Below are 20,999 nucleotides of genomic sequence, written 5' to 3' on the forward strand. Positions count from 1 at the left end.
GTGTTTATTCAGGAATATCTATTTGATCCAGAAGCGCAAGCCGGTCTGACAGTGTATCTGCATGAGGAAAAAGCCGAGTATGAACGGGTGGGTGATCGTCCCTTTGTCTTGGTGATTCCTGGCGGCGGCTACTCCTTTTGCAGTGAGCGGGAAGCCGAGCCGATCGCTTTAAATTTTGCTGCCCAAGGCTTTCACGCCGGGGTCTTACGCTATCATGTAGGAACACATCGCAGTTTCAGCCATTCTTTAGAAGATGCCGAAAAAGCGATTGCCAAAATCCAAGAACTAACCAGTGAATGGGGAATCGATAGCGAAAAAATCGCTGTGATCGGCTTTTCTGCCGGCGGTCATCTAGCGGCGGCGCTATCGACACTCTCCCCAATGAAACCGAGCTTATGTCTGTTAGGCTATCCAGCGATTTTGTCCTCATTTGCTGCTGTGATGAAGATCGATGCCCCTTCATTAGAGAAATGTGTCACAAAAGATACGCCGCCCACCTTTTTGTTTTCAACCTATGAAGACAATGTTGTTCCTATCGAAAACTCGCTGGCCTACTTACAAGCCCTAGAAGAGCATGAGGTCCCTTTTGAAAGTCATATTTTCCAAAAAGGACGTCACGGTCTTTCTTTGGCGACCGAACGCTTCGGTAATCGCAAAGAAATGGTCGATCCACGCTTTGCCCGTTGGTTTGATGAATGCGTCGAATGGCTAGAGTTGAACTGGGCAGATAAAGTTGCCCAGCCAGCTTTGTTTCCTGATTTAGGGCAGTGGCCAATTCGAGCGTTGCTTGAATCAGGGGAAAACAGACGCTTGCTGTTGCAGGCTTTTCCATCATGGGCAGACAAAAGCCGCTTAAAAATCGTAAAAAACATCAGCTTGCAGCAACTACTAACAATCATGCCAGAAGCGTTTGAAAATGTTTCTTATCAAAAGCTTGTATCGCAGCTGATTGATCCTAGAAAGGAAGAGTAAAAATGAAAGCAATCCTGGTCCATGAAAGCTATAAGGCTTCAACAGAATTGATCACCCAAGAACCACAAGCGATTGAACAGTTATCAGCTGTTCGTAACAGTACTGCTGCTTGTCAGCTGCTGCTGCACGATGGCAATCGCAATCATTATATTATTGGCGACGAGTTTTCGATCCCCGATGAAATCGAGATTCCCATGATACGTGTTGAGATTTTTAGCGAATTGCCGGTCAAAGCGCAATTCGTCGATTATTATGTCGGTCAGCAGGAATTGGCGTACGCCGATAAATTGCTTGAACGAACTGCCAAAACCTATCCTGGCGATCGCTTTGCGCCTCTTTATTTAGAGTGGCAGATCGATGAGACGATCAAACCACAAGCATATCCCGTGAAAATCAAGGTCTATCGGGCACACTTGACTAGCCATGAGGAGTGCTTGTTAGAAAAGAACCTAACGATTGAAGTGGATGGCTTTACTTTTCCAAAAGACTATTTAGAGACGTTCCACTTAAATATGTGGCAGCAGCCCAGCAATTTGGCTCGCACCTTTGACGTTCCGTTATGGAGCGATGCCCACTTTGACTTGATCAAGGAAATGGCTGAGAGTCTCGCTGCGATCGGACAAAAAGCGATCACAGTGATCGCCGGAGAGATTCCATGGAAGGGCTGGTTCAATTACATCGTCAAAGATTATCCCGCCAATTTATATGAGTATTCGATGGTCAAGGTCAAAAAGACGCCAGACGGAGAACTGTCCTGCGATTTTTCTGTGCTGACACGTTACCTTGATTGTTTTTTTGCTGCGGGCATCAAAGAAGAAATTGATGTGTTTGGTTTATTAGGGGTCTGGGAACCGCCATTTTTCCCGCTGGTCAACTTGGACCATCCAGAAAAATTGGTGATTCGCTTTTACGATGAGGGAAAAGGCACCTTTGGCTTTCTCAATCAAAAAGCTGATTTGCAGGAGTATCTACGCCAAATATTTGATTATTTTAAAGGGAAGAATCTATGGGAGAAGGTTCGCATCGTTTCTGATGAACCGAAGAAACAGCAAATCGACAGTTTCCGATCCTCGTTAGCGGTCTTAAAAGAAATTGATCCGTCGATCCAGATCAAAGCTGCTTTTGATAAAGAAGACGTATTGTTTGAGCTGCTGCCAGTGATCGATCATCCTGTGACTTCCTATTACTGTACTTGCAACCATTACGAATCACTGATAAAAAGCCATCCAGGGAAGATGCAATACTATGTCTGCAATTATCCCGACAAACCGAATACCTTTTTGCATAGTCCCTTGTTAGAAACGCGAATGCAAGGAATCTTATCGTATCAGTTCAAAACAGACGGCTTTCTGCGTTGGGCATACAATTGCTGGCCAGAACAGGCTCGGACCGATATTCGATACAACACGAGCTCACTACCGATCGGTGATCTTTGTTTCGTCTATCCTGGGAATCACGGACATATATTGTTGTCTCTAAGATATAAGCAACTCCAACGGGGAATTGAAGATTTTTATCTTTTGAAGACAGCCCACGCTGCTCAACCGAAGCAAACGGACGCCTTAGTAGCAGATTTTCTTAAAGTTACAGACACCAAACGCTGGATGATCGACAGCCACCACAGTCATCCCGATGTTTTTCTACAGACCGCAAAGGAGATGGAGGCCTTTCGTCGGGCACTGCTCGAACTGCTAGAAAAGTAGCAAAATCAACCACTGCACACAGAAACTTCACTACGATTTCCCAGCAAAATGATGAGATGCCTGGCGGCGTTCTCACTACTGAGTCATGCAGCATTTTCGTTTTACTAAGCATCTGTTTTCTTACGGATGCTTTTTTTCTGGTGAGCGTTTCGTTTCTCATTCCCTCCATCTTCCTTTACACTTTTAAGTAAGGTCATAACAAACGATGACAAATAAGAAGTAGAAATAATCAAGGAGGAAACGAGCATGTCAGAAAAAATCAACAATCCGTTAACGAAGTATTATGATGGCACATTTGAAAAACAGGTGCAAGAAGCACCGGCGATTCAAGGAAAGATGCAGCCAGTACCTGATTGCGGGGAAGAAAGCTACTCAGGTTCAGACAAATTAGCTGGACGCAAAGCATTAGTGACCGGTGGTGATTCTGGTATTGGTCGAGCAGCAGCGATCGCTTTTGCCAAAGAAGGCGCCGATGTTGCAATCAACTATCTTCCTTTTGAAGAAGAAGACGCGCAAGAAGTCAAAGCAGTCATTGAAAAAGCTGGACGCAAAGCCGTCTTGATCCCAGGAGACTTGAAAGATGAAACCTTCGCTCGTCAATTGGTTCATGAAGCAGCCAAAGAATTAGGCGGGTTAGATACGTTGGTTCTAAATGCTGGGATGCAACAAGCAGTGAAGGACATCAAAGAGTTGACTACGCAACAAATTCAAGACACCTTTACAACGAATATCATCTCGATGTATTGGACAGTCCAAGAAGCATTGGATTACTTACCAGCTGGTGGAAGCATCATCACGACCACTTCGATCCAAAGTGCGGAACCAAGCGCCCATCTTTTAGACTATGCAGCCACGAAAGGTGCCATTACTTCCTTTAGTAAAGGGCTAGCTGCGCAATTAAGTGAAAAAGGCATTCGGGTCAATACCGTTGCGCCTGGTCCAATCTGGACGCCACTTCAAATTTCTGGTGGACAACCACAATCTGCGATCCCAGAATTTGGTCAAAAAGAATTGATGAAACGTGCTGGACAACCAGTCGAATTAGCACCAGTCTACGTTTTCCTAGCCTCTGATGAAGCAAGCTATGTAACTGGTCAAGTGTACAGTGTAACGGGTGGTAGCTTCTTCGCTTAACAATCCCTGAATAAATTTGTAGGAAAAAAGCTCGAGCAAAGATGCTCGGGCTTTTTTTTGGGATGAAAATGGAATCGGTAGCTTACTTTCCTTGTTTGGCAAACATCTTGGACATCATCAGTTGATTGATCTTTGCAAAAACGGCTGCCCACTCTTGTTCGGCTTGCAGGTTAGACAGTAAGACTAATTTTTCGGAAAAAATCACTTCTTCATAACTATCGGTGATCAATAGATCGGCTGCTTCCATCTGGTTAATAAAAGTCACTGAAGCTTTGGAATAAATCGAATGGATCCTTGTCTCGATCATTTGCTTCGTGCGGTATTGGATCGTCGTTTGAATATAGACCGACACGGTCGGGGGCGTATTCATCTGTGTTTCCAAATACAAGAGATGCGCAAGATAAGGCAACTGTGTCTGTTCAAAATACTCTTTATCCAAGTCAGCAAATGGATACCTTGCAACATGGGTCAGTAAAAGTGTGCAGATTGCTTCATAGGTTTTGTCTTTCGAAGGAGTGTTTTCGGTCAACAGTTGGTGTTCGAGCTGCCACACTTCCAGAAGATCGATGCCGATAATGATCGAAAGATTGAAGACCAGCAGACAGCTGCTTAATAATTTTTCAAATTCGGCGACTTCCTGACTTGGAGCAAAGGTATCGTGCCAATCTTTGATCATTGCAGTGAAAAAGCGCACAAGATCGGTATCAGAATGTTTGATTTCTTGGATGATCGCTTGATTCTTCGCTTGGGGAATTACCCCTGGCAAAAACACATGCAAAAAGAAATTTAAGTAAAGATATTCTGACTGAAGCGTCTTTTCTGAGGCATAATCGGCACTCAAAAAAAGCGATTCGAGGATTTCCTCTGGTAAAAAACAATAGAAATTCATCAATCCCATGTATTTTTCAGGGATCGCTGGCAAATATTTTTTCTGGATCGTTCGGCTGACCACTGCTTGCCAAAATGCAGCGAGTTTATTTTTCGTCAACGGATCAAAGTGAGAAACAGCAAAGAACGCTGTAAACTCTTCGACATTTTTATGGGAAACGCTCGGCAATAGCCACAAATCAGCAGGCGCACTTTGGGTCAAGAAACTGTAGGTGAAAATACGGATATCAAGCTCTTTTCCAGCAAGAACGATGCGGTTATTCAGGTCTGTTCGAATTTGGATTTGAAATTTTTCCAATAGTTGGTTGATTTTCTTGATCAACCGATACATATGCGATTGGCTGACATGCAAATCCAAACATAATTGCGTCAAGGTCATTTGCGGGCGCCCAATCAAGTAGTGAATCAAGGTGTATTGTGTGGAGTTGAGCAAATAATGATACATCAATTTTGCATAGAAAGGTTCATCATCCTCTGCTCGATCAACAAAATACTGATTGTAATGATTTTTTGATAGAAGCAGGTGAGGGGAAAGCAGCTGCAAATCTTCATTTAAAAAATAAATATATTTTTGCAGACTTTTTTGTGGGATGTTCAAAACTTCTGACAGTTGGACCAATGTCACGCCATTGGAATTACAGACAACTTTGAAAATCTCTAATTTCTTTTCTTCTGCGGGAGAAATGAATTCTCGATACATAAGGGATTCTCCTTTTTGGCGTTTTTTTTACGCTAAATCTGTGAACCGTATGATAACCATGATGGATTATACTTATGATAGATGAGAATAGAATGAAAAAACGCCAATTAATTTATTATTTTTCAAGGCTGTTTTTTTCGATTAACCTCGGTTTCTCATTAAAAAAAGTGAAGGAAGAGATGAAAATGAACAAAAAGGCAGTAATGTTAGGTTTGGTCGGAATGGGTTTAGGAATGGCGCCGACTGCGGCAGCTGCAGCAGAAGCGAATCCAACGGCTTCAATGACGAGTCAAGCAACACTAACGATCGAACAAGGAATCTTGTCACTGGATCAGGTGACTAATTTTAACTTCGGTACAAGCAGTATCCAAGAGATCGCTACTGATGAACAAGTGATTCAAACAACGTCGAATGAAGTGACTTCGATCACGGATTACCGGGGGCCGAATCAAGCTGGCTGGCAGTTGACGGCGCAATTATCGAAAATGACGAATGCGAGCGATAACGAGCTGGCAAATGCCAAAGTCACTTTAAATGGTACAACGGCTTCTGGCGATGCAGCGCTAGTCTCGGGCACCGAATTGATAGTAGGGGCAACAGACCCAACGCTGATTGCTTCTGCTAATGGCACAACTGGCTTAGCAACCAATGACTTTAACTTTTCCAATGCTTCATTAACCGTACCGAAGCAAAATGTGAACAGCGGCACTTATAGCGGCACGATCACTTGGACATTAGCGAACACGTATCAAGCAGAGTAGGAAAGAAAGGGCGACAATGAAAAAACAAATCAAGTGCTTCGTACTCATTAGTTTCTTTATCAGTTTGTGTTGCGTTACGAAAGTCACCGGTCATGCACAGACCACACGGTTCACTGTAACACCTGAACTTCCCCAAAATCAAGTCAGTGACGTCACTTATTTCGACTTACTGGTAAATCATGAGACCGAACAGAACTTGACCGTTGCCCTTCATAATACAAGTCCAGACCCGTTGACCATTAAAGCATCCGCACTAAATAGTTATACGGCCTCTACTGGGATTATTGCGTACCAAGCAGAACAGACCGCCGAAGAGAATCAAGGAATCTCTTTTAGTGAATTGATTGAAAATCCAAGGCAGACGATCCAACTTGCCCCTGGAGAAAGCTATCAGGTTCATTTTACCCTTTCAATGAAAGGAAAAGAATTTGCAGGAGAAATACTTGGTGTGTTTGCCTTTGAAGAAGAACCGTCAGAGACAACTGAAAGCCAGCAAACAAATCTGCAAGCCAACTATAAAATTCAGCAAGGGGTCCGCTTGCGTCAGAATGTGGCAACCATGCCTGATCCCCAATTGTCTTTGATTAATTCTGAGGCGGCGGAAAGAAATGGTTCTGCTGCTCTCAAAAGCAGTATCCGCAATAGTCAGCCCACAGCATTTGGCAAAATATCTGTGAAAACGATCATACGTGAGCAAGACAGTGGCAACAAAGTTGGTGGTTTTTCTGCAGAGAATTTTCAAATAGCTCCAAATTCGGTTTTGGAGCTGTTTAGTACCTGTGATCAGAACATTCTCGAACCGGGGACCTATCTGTTACGGATCGAGTTGAATGCGCCTAAAGGAACGTGGGTGTTTGAGGATTCGGTGGTGGTTGATCGCAAGCAAGCCAACCTTATCAACCGTCAGACAACATTAGGTGCAGCGTATCTTCAAAAACAGTACTGGTTCTATGCTTTAGGGATACTACTCTTCCTGCTTGTCTTGCTTCTTTTGTTCTTTTTGTACAAGCGACGCAAAAAAGCAGAAGCAGATGATGCACCGGCAATGCAAGAAGAATCAGAATGAAGAAAGCAGGGGACAGCGATGAAAAAGTTTGGCATTAAACGATGGTTCTATGTACTTCTTTTTAGTTTCTTTCTGATGGGCTGGCGGCAAGAGACAATCTATGCTGCGGTATCTGTTCCGGACTTTCCTACGTTGGCGATTGACGATTCTTTGATCACTCCTGTGGGGCAAGCGGGTTCGCCACAAGGAGAGTCAGGATTCAATTATGTTCAGATCAATGATGGAACTACTACCAATTCCAGTGGTGGTGTTTGGTTTAATAAGCCAGTTTCCTTTACTCGCTCCTTTCGCTTAGAAATGGCATTTTGTATCGATAATACAGCAACGGACAGTGATGGGATCGCTTTTGTGATGCAAAGCAATGGTTTAAATGCACTGGCGCAACAAGCGGGACCGACGATTGGTGTCTGGTCAAATTCGGGAGGAGCGACTCCTTTAAGTACTGGGGCGATCCCCCAAAGTTTTGCGATTGAATTCGATACATTTTATAATAATGCAGGGTTGACGGGGGACGGAATGATGGATCGTGATGTTCCTTCCGGCCATCATATCGCTTGGAATTTTCCAGGTTCAAATGACGCATATACCACCGATGGTTGGCTGATTATTGACAAAGTCTTAAACCATCGAGATACGGTATCCGTACCAGATATTTCCGATGGGCAGTGGCATATTTTTACAGTAGTCTTTGATCAGCCGACGCAAACGTTGCGTTACACCGTACCAGATTTCGGTGTTGATGTGACGGTTCCTGTTGATGACACCTTCAAATCGAATTTGAATCTCACCAATAGTGCACCGGTCTATTTTGGTTTTACAGGTGCAAACGGGGGCTATGTTCAAGAAAAAGCTGTGGCCTTTGTCGATGTTGAAGGACTAGTAGAACTTGATATGCGAACCGGTGTTTTTGAAAAAGACCCAGTCAAACTATTGTTGGATACTGGTACGACACTTGCCCAGCCAGCCACTGTCGACAATAGCAAAACCATTACTTATGCGACCTATCTCTCCTATAAAAGCACCAGTGATCTAGCTGACTTGGAATCGGGAATCTTGCTCTCATCGCTTTTTCCAGAAGGACTATCATTAGTTCCCGAGGCGGTTTATTTTGGGAAAGCCAGTGAAATCATGGTTAATGGCATGCCTGAAGGCGGAACTGCCTTGCCCTTTGCCATTGAAAATGGACAATTGGTTGTGACACTGCCCGACATGGTCAAAGGGAATGAATACATCGTTCACTTTTCCGTCAATTACACAGAAGCTCCGCTCGATCAGAATTTAGATGTAGCCATCCCTGTCCAAACTGTTTTTAATGGAAATGCTTTTGTTTCCAGTATGACATCAGGTGATCCAGAAACTCATTATTATCAAATGACCGGATCCTTTCCACCGACTCTTTCAACAGGTTCGGCGTCATTGGCAGAAGCAAAAGCAGACCTGCAGATCGTGCGGCAAAAGCGCAATTCCTACATACCGATCACGATTGATGACCAAAATTCGATCCAAGCCAAAATATATGTCACGGATTTCTTTACGGTGGATAAGACAATCACCGAAACGGATTTCTCTGAAGCTGCGTTGGTTGAACGGGGAACATTGTCGGAGCCATTGTCGGATACATTGGCACTAGACACCTCAGATCTAGAACCGGGCACAACCTATTATCTTGCGTCTTATGTGATCGATACAGAAGGCAATCGATCGGAGACACGTTATTATGGCATTGACTTTCGAGGGATCGTGGTATTTGAGCGTGCGCCTGCTTCAATCAACGCAGCGGCAGTGACCTTGAATGAACTCGCACGATCCATCAGAGACGATGGCTTTGCTTATTTAACGATTTCTTTTGATCAAGAAGCCCTTTTGTCTGTCAGCAATACCAGCGAAGGGACCTGGCAGTTAAGCGGCCAGATGACTGATTTTATGCAAAATCAGCAACAATTAGCGGAGGAAATCCAATTGGTCCTCTATGATCCGGTGACCAATCAGCTGGTGGCTTCTGTCACTTCTGAAGAACAAGTGATTTTCCAACAGCAGCCAACAGGATCAACGGACTTAACTCTGGATCTTCAGGAATATGATTGCTACTTTCGCTTTGTTCCCAAGTTGGATTTGATAGAACCTGGTACCTATTCAGGTACGGTCAATTGGCAGTTGGAGAGTACGATTGTAGACAAATAAAAAAACGCCATTACGGCGTTTTTTTTATTAAAGTTCTCAGTCGATCAATGCTAAGCTTGTCGACTTTTCGCAATTTTTAAAACTAGTGATAGGCCTGCTAAAGCAAAACTGCCGTATTTAACGAATTTTTCCAAGGAATCTAAAGTTTGCTGTTTTTTGCGTTTGCAGTCCGGACAGCTTTTTTCATTGCCAGTTAACTTCTTGCCGCATTTACAATGGTTCTTCATCTTTGCTCCACACCTCGTCTCGTTTATTTTGATGACTTTTTCTACTTTAATTATACATGTTGCTGAAGGTTCTGTCTGAGATTATGCTGTCTCCGTTTTTTGTGAAGGGCAATAAGGGCTGCTGGTTGTTTGTTTCAAATCGATTGCTGCTAAAGGATGCCATCCTTGGCGGCTGATTTTTCGTATAGAAGAGAGGTAATCTATCTAAAAAAGGAGGGAAATCTGACAGTTTTCTCATTTTCAGATGTTGCTGATTCGCTTTGCTTATCAGTTCAGCAAAATTTTGCTATTGTGGAGTAAGATTGAGGAATCAAAAAACGACTTCTCCTTTTTTTCTTGATTCTATCCTTAATCTGAGAACGAAAATCACCGATAGTATGCTATATATAGGAACAGGGAGCCATCCTTGACGATGTCGAATATGGCATTTGAATGAAAGGATTGATGAAATAAGTGATTTCTTCAATAATCTATACGGACACAAAGGCTTATTTGGATAAGGTGGTCGATCAAGCACTGTTGGATTTGTTAAAATCTGATTATCCCAAAGTCTATGATCATGTACAACAATTGATTGCTAACTTTGAAGAAACGATCCAACAAATTGATCACTCAAATTTTTGGCAATTGATGCCAGAGATTTTAGGCTATGACTCACGCTTTGTCTTGTTGAACTCGCTGCAATTGTCGGAAGACAAATTTTTGACGGAAATCGAGGTTATTCAGATGATCGAACGCGATTATCCGAATTTGAATAAAGAGTTTTGTGGCTATTCCTTAAAAGAAAAAGAGCACGAAAGCCTGATCTTCAACATCCAATAAGCGGTTCTTCTTAGGATCACTTGATAGAAAAGAAAGCGACTAGCGCATCTAGTCGCTTTTTTTTTATGGAGAAGAAGGAGAATTAAACGTGTTATTTATCATTAAAATAAAAATTATTTTGAAATTATGAATAAAATAGATTATTATTGGTATATAATCCTTTTAGTGAAAGAAAAAACAATCGTAAAATGTAGAGGATAGATAGCTTATGTCAATAGCTGCGATTGTTTTGATTAGAAAATAAGAACCAGCCTGATTGGCATGGAAAGGAGCAGTTATGGATTACTTGAGTTTTTCAAAAAAAGAGTGGGAAGTCTTAGTTTGTTTTTGGGCTGTGGATGAGCCGCTATGCTGTACCGAATTTAGTGAACGCTTCGGCTTGAATCGCAACACGTCATTGTCAGTGATTCGTAAGTTAGTCAATAAAGGGATACTTGAGATCGCAAGTATCAAGATGAGTGGGTCAGTTTTGGCTCGTCGTTTCCAACCAGCTGTCACCGAATTGGAGATTTTGCAAAGTGGTTTGACGGAGGAACAAATTTTTGAATTGGTAAAAATTGCGATCAAAAAAATTGAAGACCCAGAACAATTAACTCAGTTGCGAAATGTAATTGGCGAATTGAAAACCAAAGCTTCGTAGGTCATCCCGTTTTCTTCGCTATTTGTTAGTGAAGGTTTAAAAGATAAAAAAAGGGGGCGTGACATAAGTTAACTAGTTACGCTCTCCAAAATATAAGGAGCATTCGAAAATCATGTGATTTTTCGAGTACTCCTTGTTTTTTTTATTCATTTTGGGTAGTTCAAGTACCTATTTTTGTCAATTTCATCATATTGATTGCCGTAATGAGTAAACCCGTCTGTTTTCTGACTTTTTCTAAGCCCCGAACCGTGTATCGAGTGAAACCCAAACAAGCCTTCATAAATCCGAAGACTGTTTCCACGTCGATCTTTCTCCGACCATATATTTTTTGAATTTCAGGCGTTGATAAGCGCTCTTTTTGTTTTTCTTTATAATATTCCCAAGACGGATTTACAGTGATCTTTCTGCGATTCCCCTTTGGGGTTAAGGCTTCAGGAATGAGCGCTTGGTTCGCATCCGTTTTTTCTGCTTGGTATTCTTTAAAATCTCGGACAAAGCCATCCGCATCTGTTCGTTGACGGTAAGCATGAAAATTGAATCGTACCCCTTTGGGGTCGATGTAAAAGTCCTCCTTAGGCTCATAATCCCAATTCATTACTTTCCGATCATCTGTCTGCCATTTCTTGCTTTGTTCTTTAAACATCGTTCCATAAGGAATCAGTGCAGTATGCTGGGGAAGTTCATCTTCTATATAGCGGTAATTGCTTTCTGAACCATAGCCTGCATCGGCGACCAAATAATGAGGGGACTTTTGTGCAATCTTCATCTTTTCCAGTAATGGTTTCAGCGTCTTAGTGTCTGTTGGGTTTTGAAAGACATCGTAGCCGAGTACAAATTGATTACAAGTAGCGATCTGCAGGTTATACGCAGGCTTAAGTTGGCCATTTTTCATAGGGTCTTCTTTTACGCGCATGAATGTCACATCATGATCAGTTTTTGAATAACTGTTTCTTGTCCCATAAGTAGAAAACTGCGTTTGATGTTCCAGAAGTTTTTCTCGTTTTGTATTTAATTTGCGTACTTGGCTTTTCAACGTTCGCCGTTGTTGTTTCGCTGGATTTGGCGAAAGACGTTTCGTTGCCTCAACTTCTTTTTCTAGTTCTTCCAGACGTAGTTCCATCCGTGTTAACAGTTCATCTATCATGTCTACTGTCAAGGTCGTCCCTTCGGGAATCTGTTTCAGGGCATACGCTTCTCTTAGTTCCGTCATCATAGTAAGCAGTTTTTCGCGATTCATTTGATCGAATCGGATCGTGTTTTTCTTCCAGACAAAGCTGTACTTATTCGCATCTGCCAAGATTTTTGTACCGTCAATAAACAACGCATCATCAATCAGATTCCGTGCACGCAGATACTCTGTCAACTGATCTAAGCCTTTATTGGTCAACTCTTGCACATCGTTAGATACACAAAAACGGGCGATCGTTCGATAAGTCGGAACCCGTTCTTGCGTCAACCAGCGAGCATAGAGGTTTTCTTCAGCTAAGCGTTCAATCTTGCGACTTGTAAAGGTTTCTCGCGTATACGCAAAAAGAACCAACTTCAACATGGCACCTAAATCATATTCTCTTGGTCGACCAAAAAGATAGGGGTCATTAATCTGAAGCGCTTCGACCAGTTCATGGATAAAAACGGCGACATGATTTTCTTTTGGAGAAAATGAAGTAGATAGATCCAAAGTGAGTTGATTCATGTTATAATTAGTATACATTTTGTTTAGTCCTTTCAGGATTAAATGATGGGGCATTGGCGGCAACCGGTGCTCCTTTTTATTTTACCCAAAAAACCGCAAGAAATGAACGATTTCTCGTCATTTCTTGCGGTTTTCTTCTATGGACTTATGTCACAGTACCTTTTTCTTGTTCTTGAAATTTTTGGACCATTTTGGTCGTCAATTCGTGGAGGACTGACAGTTCTTCCGGTTCAAGGGGCAAGAATTCAGTTACTTTGTAGGGGATCTCTAGCGCTTGTTCATGGAGTCCTTTGCCTGAATCAGTCAATGTGACCCGCAAGGAACGTTCATCGTCTTGATTTCGATTTCTTACTAGGTATCCTTTTGCTTCAAGCTTTTTTAAAACCGGTGTCAGTGTGCCAGAATCTAGACATAATTGCTTCCCCAATTCTTTGACACTGATCGCTTCATCTTCCCATAACACCAACATCACTAAATATTGGGTATAGGTCAAATTCAACGGGTCCAGTAAGTCTTTGTACTGTTTGATAATTTCTTTTGAAGCGGCGTATAGAGGAAAACACAATTGGTTTTCTAACGCTAAGACATTCATGTTTTCACCCCTTTTTCTAACATCCGCCTCTTATCATAGCTGTTTTTTCAACGAAAGTCTACTCGCTAACGGCTTTGACAGTCACTTCAATGTTGCCAGCTGTAGCTTTTGAGTAAGGACATACGGTATGAGCGATTTCAAGCAATTCTTGTGTTTCCTCTGTTGATAAACCTTCGATTTGACCTTCGATCTCAACGCCTAAAACAAAGCTTGATTCACTTTCTGCGTATAACGTCACTTGTGCACTGACAGTCGAAGCACCGTCGATTCCTTTGTTGCTTTTCACTAATTCAAGGGCACTATTGAAACAAGCACTAAACCCAGCCGCAAAAAGTTGTTCTGGATTGGTGGCATTTTCAACACGTTTGCCAGGTGCAGTGATGTTTAGCTCAAATGAATGATCGGGACTGTGTACTTCTCCTGAACGGCCACCAGTGTTGATCATTTTAGTAGAATACATTTTTTTCATCATTTCTTCACTCCTATTTTTTATATTTTGTACAATTAAATTGTATGCAATTTAATGAGGAAATGCAAGGAATTGGTTTTCGTTCTATGTTTTTTTTCTAAAAAAAAGCGGAATCTGCATAAGTTTACTGTTCTCTTGGGTGAAACGTGCTATCATAGTTAGTAACACTTGTAATAGATTAACAAATGAGTTTGAAGCTTCAAATTTACTGCATGAAGGCAAAGAGGGTGAAAATCATCGTAGATTATATGGAAAAACGAGCGGTAGGGCGCTATTTTCGATCGTTGACGGATCATTATTCAGGCTATATACGGCTTTATGGCACCTATACAGAATATCGGGTGATTGCAGGGATTCCTGCTGAAAATGTCATGTTAGAGATTATCGGGGTTGAAAACGGTGTCTTATTGACCCGTGTAAACAATACATTATTTGAAAATGGAAGAGGGTTTTTACAATGATCATTATCCAAATTATTTTAGTTATCTTCGTATTAGTGATTTTGATTTGGCTGATTGCAAGCACTGCTGTGATCGTTCGTCAAGGGGAAGTCAAAGTTGTCGAAAGTTTTGGAAAGTACGTTCGAACGTTGGAACCAGGGCTTCATTTTCTTGTTCCGATTTTATATACCGTAAGAGAAAGAGTGTCCTTGAAACAGATTCCTCTGGAGATCGAACCGCAAAGTGCAATTACAAAAGACAACGTAATCGTGCAGATCGATGAAGCAATCAAATACCACGTCACAGATGTTCGTGCCTTTGTTTACGAAAATGAAAACTCCGTTATCTCAATGATTCAAGATGCCCAATCAAACTTACGGGGAATCATCGGGAAAATGGATCTGAATGAGGTTCTAAATGGAACTGAAGAAATCAACGTGGCTCTATTTACTTCAATCAAAGACATCACTGCTGGCTATGGGTTAGCGATCGACCGGATCAATATCGGGGAAATCAAAGTTTCCCAAGAAATCATTGAATCAATGAATAAATTGATCACAGCTTCAAGAGACAAAGAATCCATGATCACAAGAGCCCAAGGGGAGAAATCTTCTTCAGTCTTAAGTGCCGAAGCCAAAGCTTCTCAAATGACGATCGACGCGCAAGCTCGGGCAGAACAAACCCAAATCGATGCAGAGGCGCGGGCAAAACGTGTACGGATCGATGCTGAGGCAGAAGCGGAACGAATCGCGAAAATCACTGAAGCTGAACGCAAACGGATTTTAGCTATCAATGAAGCAATCAAAGAAAGCCAGCTAGACGAGCGCTCCTTATCTTATCTAGGGATCGAGGCCTTTAAAGACGTGGTCAACAGCAATACCAACACGGTCATTCTGCCATCCAATATGACGGAACTAGGAAATATTCCAGTCGTCAAACAACTTTGGGAAAACGCACCATCTAAATCAGCAGAATAACTTCGAAGCGCAACAAATGAAAAAAGCTCAAATGCACCGAGAACAAACCGGCGCAATTGAGCTTTTTTTACTTCGTTTTGTCCGCCGCTTGATTATCGACGATCAACAGAGCAATCATGACATAACCGATCCAACTGTCCCGAGAATATAAGATGTAGCGAGGGGACCAAGAAGCGGCATATTTCTGTTTGTACTCCCGCAATCCTTCAAAAGAATAGAAGCGAGACCCGAAGGTGTAAACGAGATAGGCGATCCGCTCTTGTAAGAAACTACTGCGGAAAGTACCAACATTGGCTAATGGTGCCATACCTAAATCGAATTGTTGGTAGCCTTGTTCTTTAAAATAGTCAAACAGCTGAATAAACAAGAAATCCATCGTTCCGTTCGGGGCTTTTTCAGGATCGTGACGCATCAGATCAATGGAAGCTAAGCCTGTCTGATAAGTTGGCATAAAGGAGGCAAACGCGACGATCTCTTGTTGCTGATTACGGACGACTGCAATTGGTGCGGTACTCAGATAGGATTCTGAAAAGAATCCAAGGGAGAACCCTTTTTCTTTCCGTCCATCTAGCCAGTTGTCAGAAATTTCCTTAAGTGTTGCAAAGGTTTCGGCTGAAAAGGGTGGGGTGAGCACATCAAAGGTAAAGCCTTCTTTGGTGATCTTGTTGTTCAAAGCCCGCTGTCCCTTCATTTTCTTTCCTGAGAGGGTGAAACTAGGCAGATCCACATAGGCTTTCTCACCGAATTTGATAAAGTCATACCCAAATTCATGCAGCAGCATCACCATTTCTTCACTACTTTCATAAAAGACTGGCAAGTAATTCCACTGATCCATCTCTGTTAGGAAGGTTTCCAGTGCCTGGGGAAAGTCTGCTTGCTTCCCAGAAGGATCCCCCATGACTAAGCATTTATTATTAAAGGTCGTAAATTGAAAAAAGACCGTCGGCTCGCCGATTTCTGGATAAACGTACACTTGCTTGTCTTTTAAATAGACAAGATGGCTGTCGCTATTGCCGCCATAAGTGTTCAAAACATGCTTCACTTTATCGGTGGCGGCACTGACGCCGAGTTGGTGCTTTGGTCCCATCAAGTAGCGTGCAAACAACAGCATCGCAACGGCGACGAATAAAATCGCAACGAAGCCTTGGAGCCATAATTTTTCAGAAGGGAAAAGCAAAAAATCCATCGAATGGTGATGTGTCGGATGCCGATTGATATGGGGCATATTGTAGACCCCGATAATGACATAGAGGATCGTCAACGAACCAATCAGCAACCCATCGATCGTTAGCCATTCCCAAGCGAAAACCAGTTGTTTTCGGAATAACTCGCTTTTTGAAAAAATCATGATCGCCAGTAATAATAGAAGAAACAGCATGGTCGAAAAGCGGAAACCCGCAAAAATAGCATAGCCGATCGTTGCTGCAATCAACAAAAGCGTCGGCATATACGCGCGACTGACACGGGCAGAGATGCCGCGACCGGCGATCAAAAAGAGATAGCCGAGAAAGATACTCGGGTACTGCATCACAAAATTCAAGCGAATCGGATTGAGGTGGGCTAACCATTTGATTTGATCAAAGGCTTCTGGGATCGTGGCGGAAAGCACCAACATCGTTCCAGTCAGATAAAGCAGCAACACTTCGATCTTGTGGAACACTTCCAACAACAAGCTTTTTGGAATACCAGAAAAGCGCTGGTTGAGGGAGACACCGACATTTTTTGAGAAAAAAAGCAAACCGATCAAAAAGGGAATGATGTAATAAAACAGACGGAACAGCAAGAGCCAGGCAATGACACTTTCACGGGGAATCTGTAGTGAACCCATTCCCATAATCATCATGATATCAAAGGTTCCCAGTTCGCCAGGAATCATCGAGACGATCCCAATCACGGAAGCAGCGATGAAAAGCGGCAACAGTTGAAACACATCGACCGAGAGACCCATCAACAGACCCGTCGTAAAGAAGGCGGCAAAAACACCTAGCCATTCCAATAAGGAAGCGGCGATCAGCTGCAGACGATCACGTCGTTGCAGCCCACCTAAGTAGGCATTTTTTTTGGAAAAACTAAGCGCATAGACGATTGGAAAATAAAGACTGCCGCCTAAAAGCCAGATCCAATACTGTTGGAGATAATCGGTCGTGGGACCGAAGAGGACGAATGCCAGCGCTGCAAGCGATAAAATCGAAAGACCAGACATCAAGTAGATAAAAATCTTCGATATTGCTTGGGCAACGTCTTTGCCTTTTTTTCCTTTGCCATAAAATTCCGACCGTAACCCGATACTGATGAAACCGCCAAAGCCGATCAAATTGTTCATGGTATTGATGATCCAGCTGGTTTCTAGTAAATAACGGCGATCAGGTTTGTCCCCTAGCAAGCGATTCAAGACGATATCATATAAGACCATGGGAAAGACACACAGTAAGCCAATGACAGCCATTAAAGCCACTCGCCAAAGGGATAGCTGCGCAAACAATTGTTTTAGTTGATCAATCGAGATCGTCTTGCTTAACGAAAGCAGCTCGCCGAACACGATCACGGCGACTGCAATTAAGAAGAGTGTTTTAAACAGTGAGCGGTGGTCGCGGAGCCAAGTAAAGATTCTCATAGTTATTCACCGACCTTTTCTAAAAAAGATAATACTTTCGTGTTAAATACCTCTGGATTCTTTCGTGCAAAACTATGTCCTTGTCCTTTGACGACGATAAAATTGGACTGAGGGATACTGTTTGCAATATAAAAAGAATGGGAAAGCTTGATCGAATCACGTTTGCCGACCAAAATCAATGTCGGCACACTGAGGTGATTCAAATCGGCTGTAGATAAACCGATTGGACGAAACAACAAACCCAAAATAGGCAGAAAGCCCCGCATGCCTTTGGAGAATGGGGAACAAAGCCAAACGATCAGATATTGCAAGACACTGCCGATTCGAGAAAAGAGCCTCACACCTCGCGGTTCCGTGTTGCCAGAGTTTAAAATCATGCAGCTGACATGCTCTGGGTAGAGATGGCAAAAGACCATCGCTAGATTGGCACCATCGCTAAATCCTAGTAAGGCGATTTTCGTTAGCTTTTCTTGCTGAATAATTGCTAAAAGATCTGTTGCCATTTTAAAAAAATCGATTTTCTTCTGCGTATTAGTGGATTTGCCATGCCCTCGACTATCGATTAAATACAGTTGATGTTTTTGACGCAAGGCGTCGACCTGCTTTGAGAAATAGGCACTGCTGCCGCCATTTCCGTGCAGTAAAAAAAGAGGGCGTCCTGAACCGGTTTTCTCGTAATAGAGGACAGACCCGTCCGGTAAGGGCGCGTAACATTTTTCAACTTCCATTTTTTCACCTACTTTCTAAGAGTATACCTTGAAGTCAGGGACTATCACAAACATATCACTAGATAAAATGAGAAAAAATAACATTCTGCTCATCTTTTTTTTACCAGAAGTTCAGGAAAAGGCTTTTTTCTTTACAATGTAAAGAAAAATAATTGGTAAACATAATTAATTTGTTTTTAGAAAATTCTTTACAAATGGACGATCGTTGTCTATAATCGAACTAACTAATTGAGAATGATTTTCATTTACGAAAGAGAGGCTAGCCAATGACCACTATAGCAGATGTTCTGATTATCGGCGGAGGACCCACTGGACTCTATGCGAGTTTTTATGCTGGATTACGTGATCTATCGGTCGTATTGTTTGAAGCACAAGCCGAATTAGGCGGGAAGATCAATTTCTATCCTGAAAAAATGGTCTGGGATGTGGGTGCATTGCCGCCAACCAAGGGGAAGAAAGTCAAAGAACACTTGATTGATCAGGCCAAGTTGTTTGATCCAACGGTCTATCTGAAAACGAAAATCATCGCATTGACCAAGGAAGACGATCTTTTTTATGCAGTGGATGACCAAGGGAGGACCCACGTTGGACGCACCGTTTTAGTCTGTATCGGAGGCGGTGTCGTTTCTCCGCAAAAATTGCCATGTTTCATCCATAATAATGTCGACAACTATATCCACTATCAGTTTCCTGACCAGCAAGCGATCCAAGGCAAGCATCTAGTGATCTCTGGCGGCGGTGATGCGGCAGTGGATTATGCGATCGAAGCAGTGTCTTATGGTGCTAAAGTCACCCTGTGTTACCGAGGAGAAAAATTGAAAGCCCATGAAGCACAAGTAAAGAAGATGAAAGCAGAAGGGATTCAAGTGCTGATGAATCACACCATCGATGGGGTGAATCAAGCAGAAACATTCAATATGGTTCTACGACTAAAAAACAGTGCCAACCATGAGACGATCGATTTTTTATGCGATCATCTACTGATCCAACACGGGTATGACCGTGACAGTGGCTTGTTAGATAAAGTTTCCTTTGATCTGGCACGCCATGAAGACTTTTACCTCAATTGCGAGATTCCTACAAAAACTAGCCATCCTGGTGTTTTTGCAGCTGGCGACATTCATTATTTCAAAGGCAAAGTGAATCTATTGGCGGGAGCCTTTCAAGATGCTGCGCAAGCAGTCAACCAAATCAAACACTATTTAGAGCCGACCAGTGTCCCACAGGCGATGGTTTCCTCCCACAACGAGAAATTCAGTGAAAGAAATCGCCAGTTGTTGGTGAATGAGTAGCCATACTTCTTTGTGAAAGAAATAGTAGAAAAAGCAGGAGTCCCTTGTGGGTCCTGCTTTTTTGGTGGCCTCAGAACAGAAATTCGTTTCACTAGAAGTGAATGTTTGCCGCTCCTAAAAAATAAAATCTCTCAAATAAATGATGCAAACTGTGAAAATTTCAGCTATTATTTTCAAGTTGACTATTTGGAGGGGATGACATGAATCAAACAAGATACGCAGAATTAAAACAAGCAGAAAGAGGCGCCATCTTAAGTATCGTTGCTTATATTTTGGTTTCGATCGCAAAACTTGCCATCGGTCGTTTGGCAAACTCTGAAGGACTATGGGCAGATGGGTTGAACAATGCGACGGATATCGTAGCGTCGATCGCTGTCTTGATTGGTTTGCGTTTGGCTCAAAAGCCAGCAGATGAAGACCATAAATATGGTCATTGGAAAGCAGAAAATGTGGCGAGTCTCGTAACATCCTTGATTATGCTGGCAGTCGGTCTGCAGGTCTTATGGTCTTCCATTCAAACGATTCTACTCGGAGAAACGCAAAGTCCCGATATGATCGCGGCAGTCGTCGGTATCATTTCAGCTATTTTGATGTATGGCATGTATTACTATAATAAGCGATTATCCGCTCGCGTAAAAAGCTCCGCTCTGCTAGCAGCTGCTAAAGACAACCGCAGCGATGCGTGGACGAGTATTGGAACGGCGATCGCTATTTTTGCCGCTTCATTTGGTATCGGTTGGTTGGACAGTTTGACTGCGATCGTGGTAGCTCTTTTGATTATCAAAACCGCCGTCGATATTTTTCGTGAGAGTGCCTTTTCACTTTCTGATGGGTTTGATGAATCGTTAGTCGTGGAGTATGAAGCGGCAATCGCTGGTTTTTCTGAAGTGAAATCTGTCAAATCGATTCGAGGAAGGATGTATGGCGCCAATGTTTTTCTCGATGTCGTCGTGACGATGGACAAATCTTTGACGGTTGAAAAGAGTCATAACGTGGCAGATGCTATTGAAGATCTCTTAGCTGATCGTTTTCAGGTGTTTGATACTGACATCCACATCGAGCCTGCTACCGAATAAATTTTCTGGCAAAACCTTGATAGG

The 20,999-nt window shown here is 42.6% G+C and carries 18 protein-coding genes; 12 read left to right on the forward strand and 6 right to left on the reverse strand.

Features of this window, described 5'->3' with window-relative positions:
* The 3 genes from IGI69_RS05905 (at position 1) to IGI69_RS05915 (ending at position 3,809) form a co-directional block, all read left to right on the forward strand.
* On the forward strand, positions 1 to 972 hold the full coding sequence (locus IGI69_RS05905; protein WP_438740035.1) for an alpha/beta hydrolase: 972 nt from the start codon (positions 1 to 3) through the stop codon (positions 970 to 972).
* A gap of 2 nt (positions 973 to 974) precedes the next feature.
* Complete coding sequence (locus IGI69_RS05910; RefSeq protein WP_438740037.1) at positions 975 to 2,675, forward strand: DUF4091 domain-containing protein; 1,701 nt, start codon at positions 975 to 977, stop codon at positions 2,673 to 2,675.
* Positions 2,676 to 2,921: 246 nt separating this feature from the next.
* On the forward strand, positions 2,922 to 3,809 hold the full coding sequence (locus IGI69_RS05915) for an SDR family oxidoreductase (protein WP_086338394.1): 888 nt from the start codon (positions 2,922 to 2,924) through the stop codon (positions 3,807 to 3,809).
* 82 nt (positions 3,810 to 3,891) lie between these two features.
* On the opposite strand, the gene IGI69_RS05920 is transcribed toward IGI69_RS05915, so the two are convergent.
* On the reverse strand, positions 3,892 to 5,397 hold the full coding sequence (locus tag IGI69_RS05920; RefSeq protein WP_438740039.1) for a helix-turn-helix domain-containing protein: 1,506 nt from the start codon (positions 5,395 to 5,397) through the stop codon (positions 3,892 to 3,894).
* 92 nt (positions 5,398 to 5,489) lie between these two features.
* On the opposite strand from IGI69_RS05920, the gene IGI69_RS05925 reads away from it, so the two are divergent.
* The 5 genes from IGI69_RS05925 (at position 5,490) to IGI69_RS05945 (ending at position 11,094) form a co-directional block, all read left to right on the forward strand.
* Positions 5,490 to 6,158: a WxL domain-containing protein gene (locus tag IGI69_RS05925; protein WP_086294982.1), complete on the forward strand. Its 669-nt coding sequence runs from the start codon at positions 5,490 to 5,492 to the stop codon at positions 6,156 to 6,158.
* 16 nt (positions 6,159 to 6,174) lie between these two features.
* On the forward strand, positions 6,175 to 7,224 hold the full coding sequence (locus IGI69_RS05930; protein ID WP_438740042.1) for a DUF916 and DUF3324 domain-containing protein: 1,050 nt from the start codon (positions 6,175 to 6,177) through the stop codon (positions 7,222 to 7,224).
* An 18-nt stretch (positions 7,225 to 7,242) separates the two neighbouring features.
* Entirely contained in the window at positions 7,243 to 9,405 is a 2,163-nt protein-coding gene (locus tag IGI69_RS05935; protein ID WP_438740044.1) for a lectin-like domain-containing protein, read from the forward strand.
* A 680-nt stretch (positions 9,406 to 10,085) separates the two neighbouring features.
* A complete protein-coding gene (locus IGI69_RS05940) occupies positions 10,086 to 10,454 on the forward strand; it encodes a DUF7006 family protein (RefSeq protein ID WP_015509452.1) in 369 nt (122 codons plus the stop codon).
* Between the two features lie 277 nt (positions 10,455 to 10,731).
* On the forward strand, positions 10,732 to 11,094 hold the full coding sequence (locus tag IGI69_RS05945) for a hypothetical protein (protein WP_005225688.1): 363 nt from the start codon (positions 10,732 to 10,734) through the stop codon (positions 11,092 to 11,094).
* A 160-nt stretch (positions 11,095 to 11,254) separates the two neighbouring features.
* Here the strand turns inward: IGI69_RS05945 and IGI69_RS05950 are convergent, their stop codons facing one another.
* The 3 genes from IGI69_RS05950 to IGI69_RS05960 form a co-directional block, all read right to left on the reverse strand.
* The gene (locus IGI69_RS05950) at positions 11,255 to 12,805 is read right to left on the reverse strand and encodes an IS1182 family transposase (protein ID WP_438740047.1); all 1,551 of its coding nucleotides are present in this window, start codon (positions 12,803 to 12,805) and stop codon (positions 11,255 to 11,257) included.
* 127 nt (positions 12,806 to 12,932) lie between these two features.
* Positions 12,933 to 13,379 carry a MarR family winged helix-turn-helix transcriptional regulator gene (locus IGI69_RS05955; RefSeq protein ID WP_438740049.1) on the reverse strand — a complete coding sequence of 149 codons (447 nt, stop codon included), beginning with the start codon at positions 13,377 to 13,379 and terminating at the stop codon, positions 12,933 to 12,935.
* A 58-nt stretch (positions 13,380 to 13,437) separates the two neighbouring features.
* Positions 13,438 to 13,848 carry an organic hydroperoxide resistance protein gene (locus IGI69_RS05960; protein ID WP_026008061.1) on the reverse strand — a complete coding sequence of 137 codons (411 nt, stop codon included), beginning with the start codon at positions 13,846 to 13,848 and terminating at the stop codon, positions 13,438 to 13,440.
* A 185-nt stretch (positions 13,849 to 14,033) separates the two neighbouring features.
* Between IGI69_RS05960 and IGI69_RS05965 the strand changes: the two genes are divergently transcribed.
* Complete coding sequence (locus IGI69_RS05965) at positions 14,034 to 14,309, forward strand: hypothetical protein (RefSeq protein ID WP_016620494.1); 276 nt, start codon at positions 14,034 to 14,036, stop codon at positions 14,307 to 14,309.
* On the forward strand, positions 14,306 to 15,265 hold the full coding sequence (locus IGI69_RS05970) for an SPFH domain-containing protein (protein ID WP_010747934.1): 960 nt from the start codon (positions 14,306 to 14,308) through the stop codon (positions 15,263 to 15,265). The genes IGI69_RS05965 and IGI69_RS05970 overlap by 4 nt, the downstream gene beginning before the upstream one ends.
* 67 nt (positions 15,266 to 15,332) lie before the next feature.
* Here IGI69_RS05970 and mprF read toward each other — a convergent pair whose 3' ends face one another.
* Complete coding sequence (mprF, locus tag IGI69_RS05975) at positions 15,333 to 17,879, reverse strand: bifunctional lysylphosphatidylglycerol flippase/synthetase MprF (RefSeq protein ID WP_010747935.1); 2,547 nt, start codon at positions 17,877 to 17,879, stop codon at positions 15,333 to 15,335.
* A gap of 2 nt (positions 17,880 to 17,881) precedes the next feature.
* On the reverse strand, positions 17,882 to 18,607 hold the full coding sequence (locus IGI69_RS05980) for an alpha/beta fold hydrolase (RefSeq protein ID WP_005225694.1): 726 nt from the start codon (positions 18,605 to 18,607) through the stop codon (positions 17,882 to 17,884).
* 266 nt (positions 18,608 to 18,873) lie between these two features.
* Here IGI69_RS05980 and IGI69_RS05985 point away from each other — a divergent pair, with 266 nt between their 5' ends.
* A complete protein-coding gene (locus IGI69_RS05985; protein ID WP_010747936.1) occupies positions 18,874 to 19,899 on the forward strand; it encodes an NAD(P)/FAD-dependent oxidoreductase in 1,026 nt (341 codons plus the stop codon).
* 200 nt (positions 19,900 to 20,099) lie between these two features.
* A complete protein-coding gene (locus tag IGI69_RS05990; protein WP_005225697.1) occupies positions 20,100 to 20,975 on the forward strand; it encodes a cation diffusion facilitator family transporter in 876 nt (291 codons plus the stop codon).
* The last annotated feature ends 24 nt before the right edge of the window (positions 20,976 to 20,999 follow it).

Source organism: Enterococcus sp. DIV1083b, assembly GCF_051713705.1.
Lineage (GTDB): Bacteria > Bacillota > Bacilli > Lactobacillales > Enterococcaceae > Enterococcus_D > Enterococcus_D casseliflavus.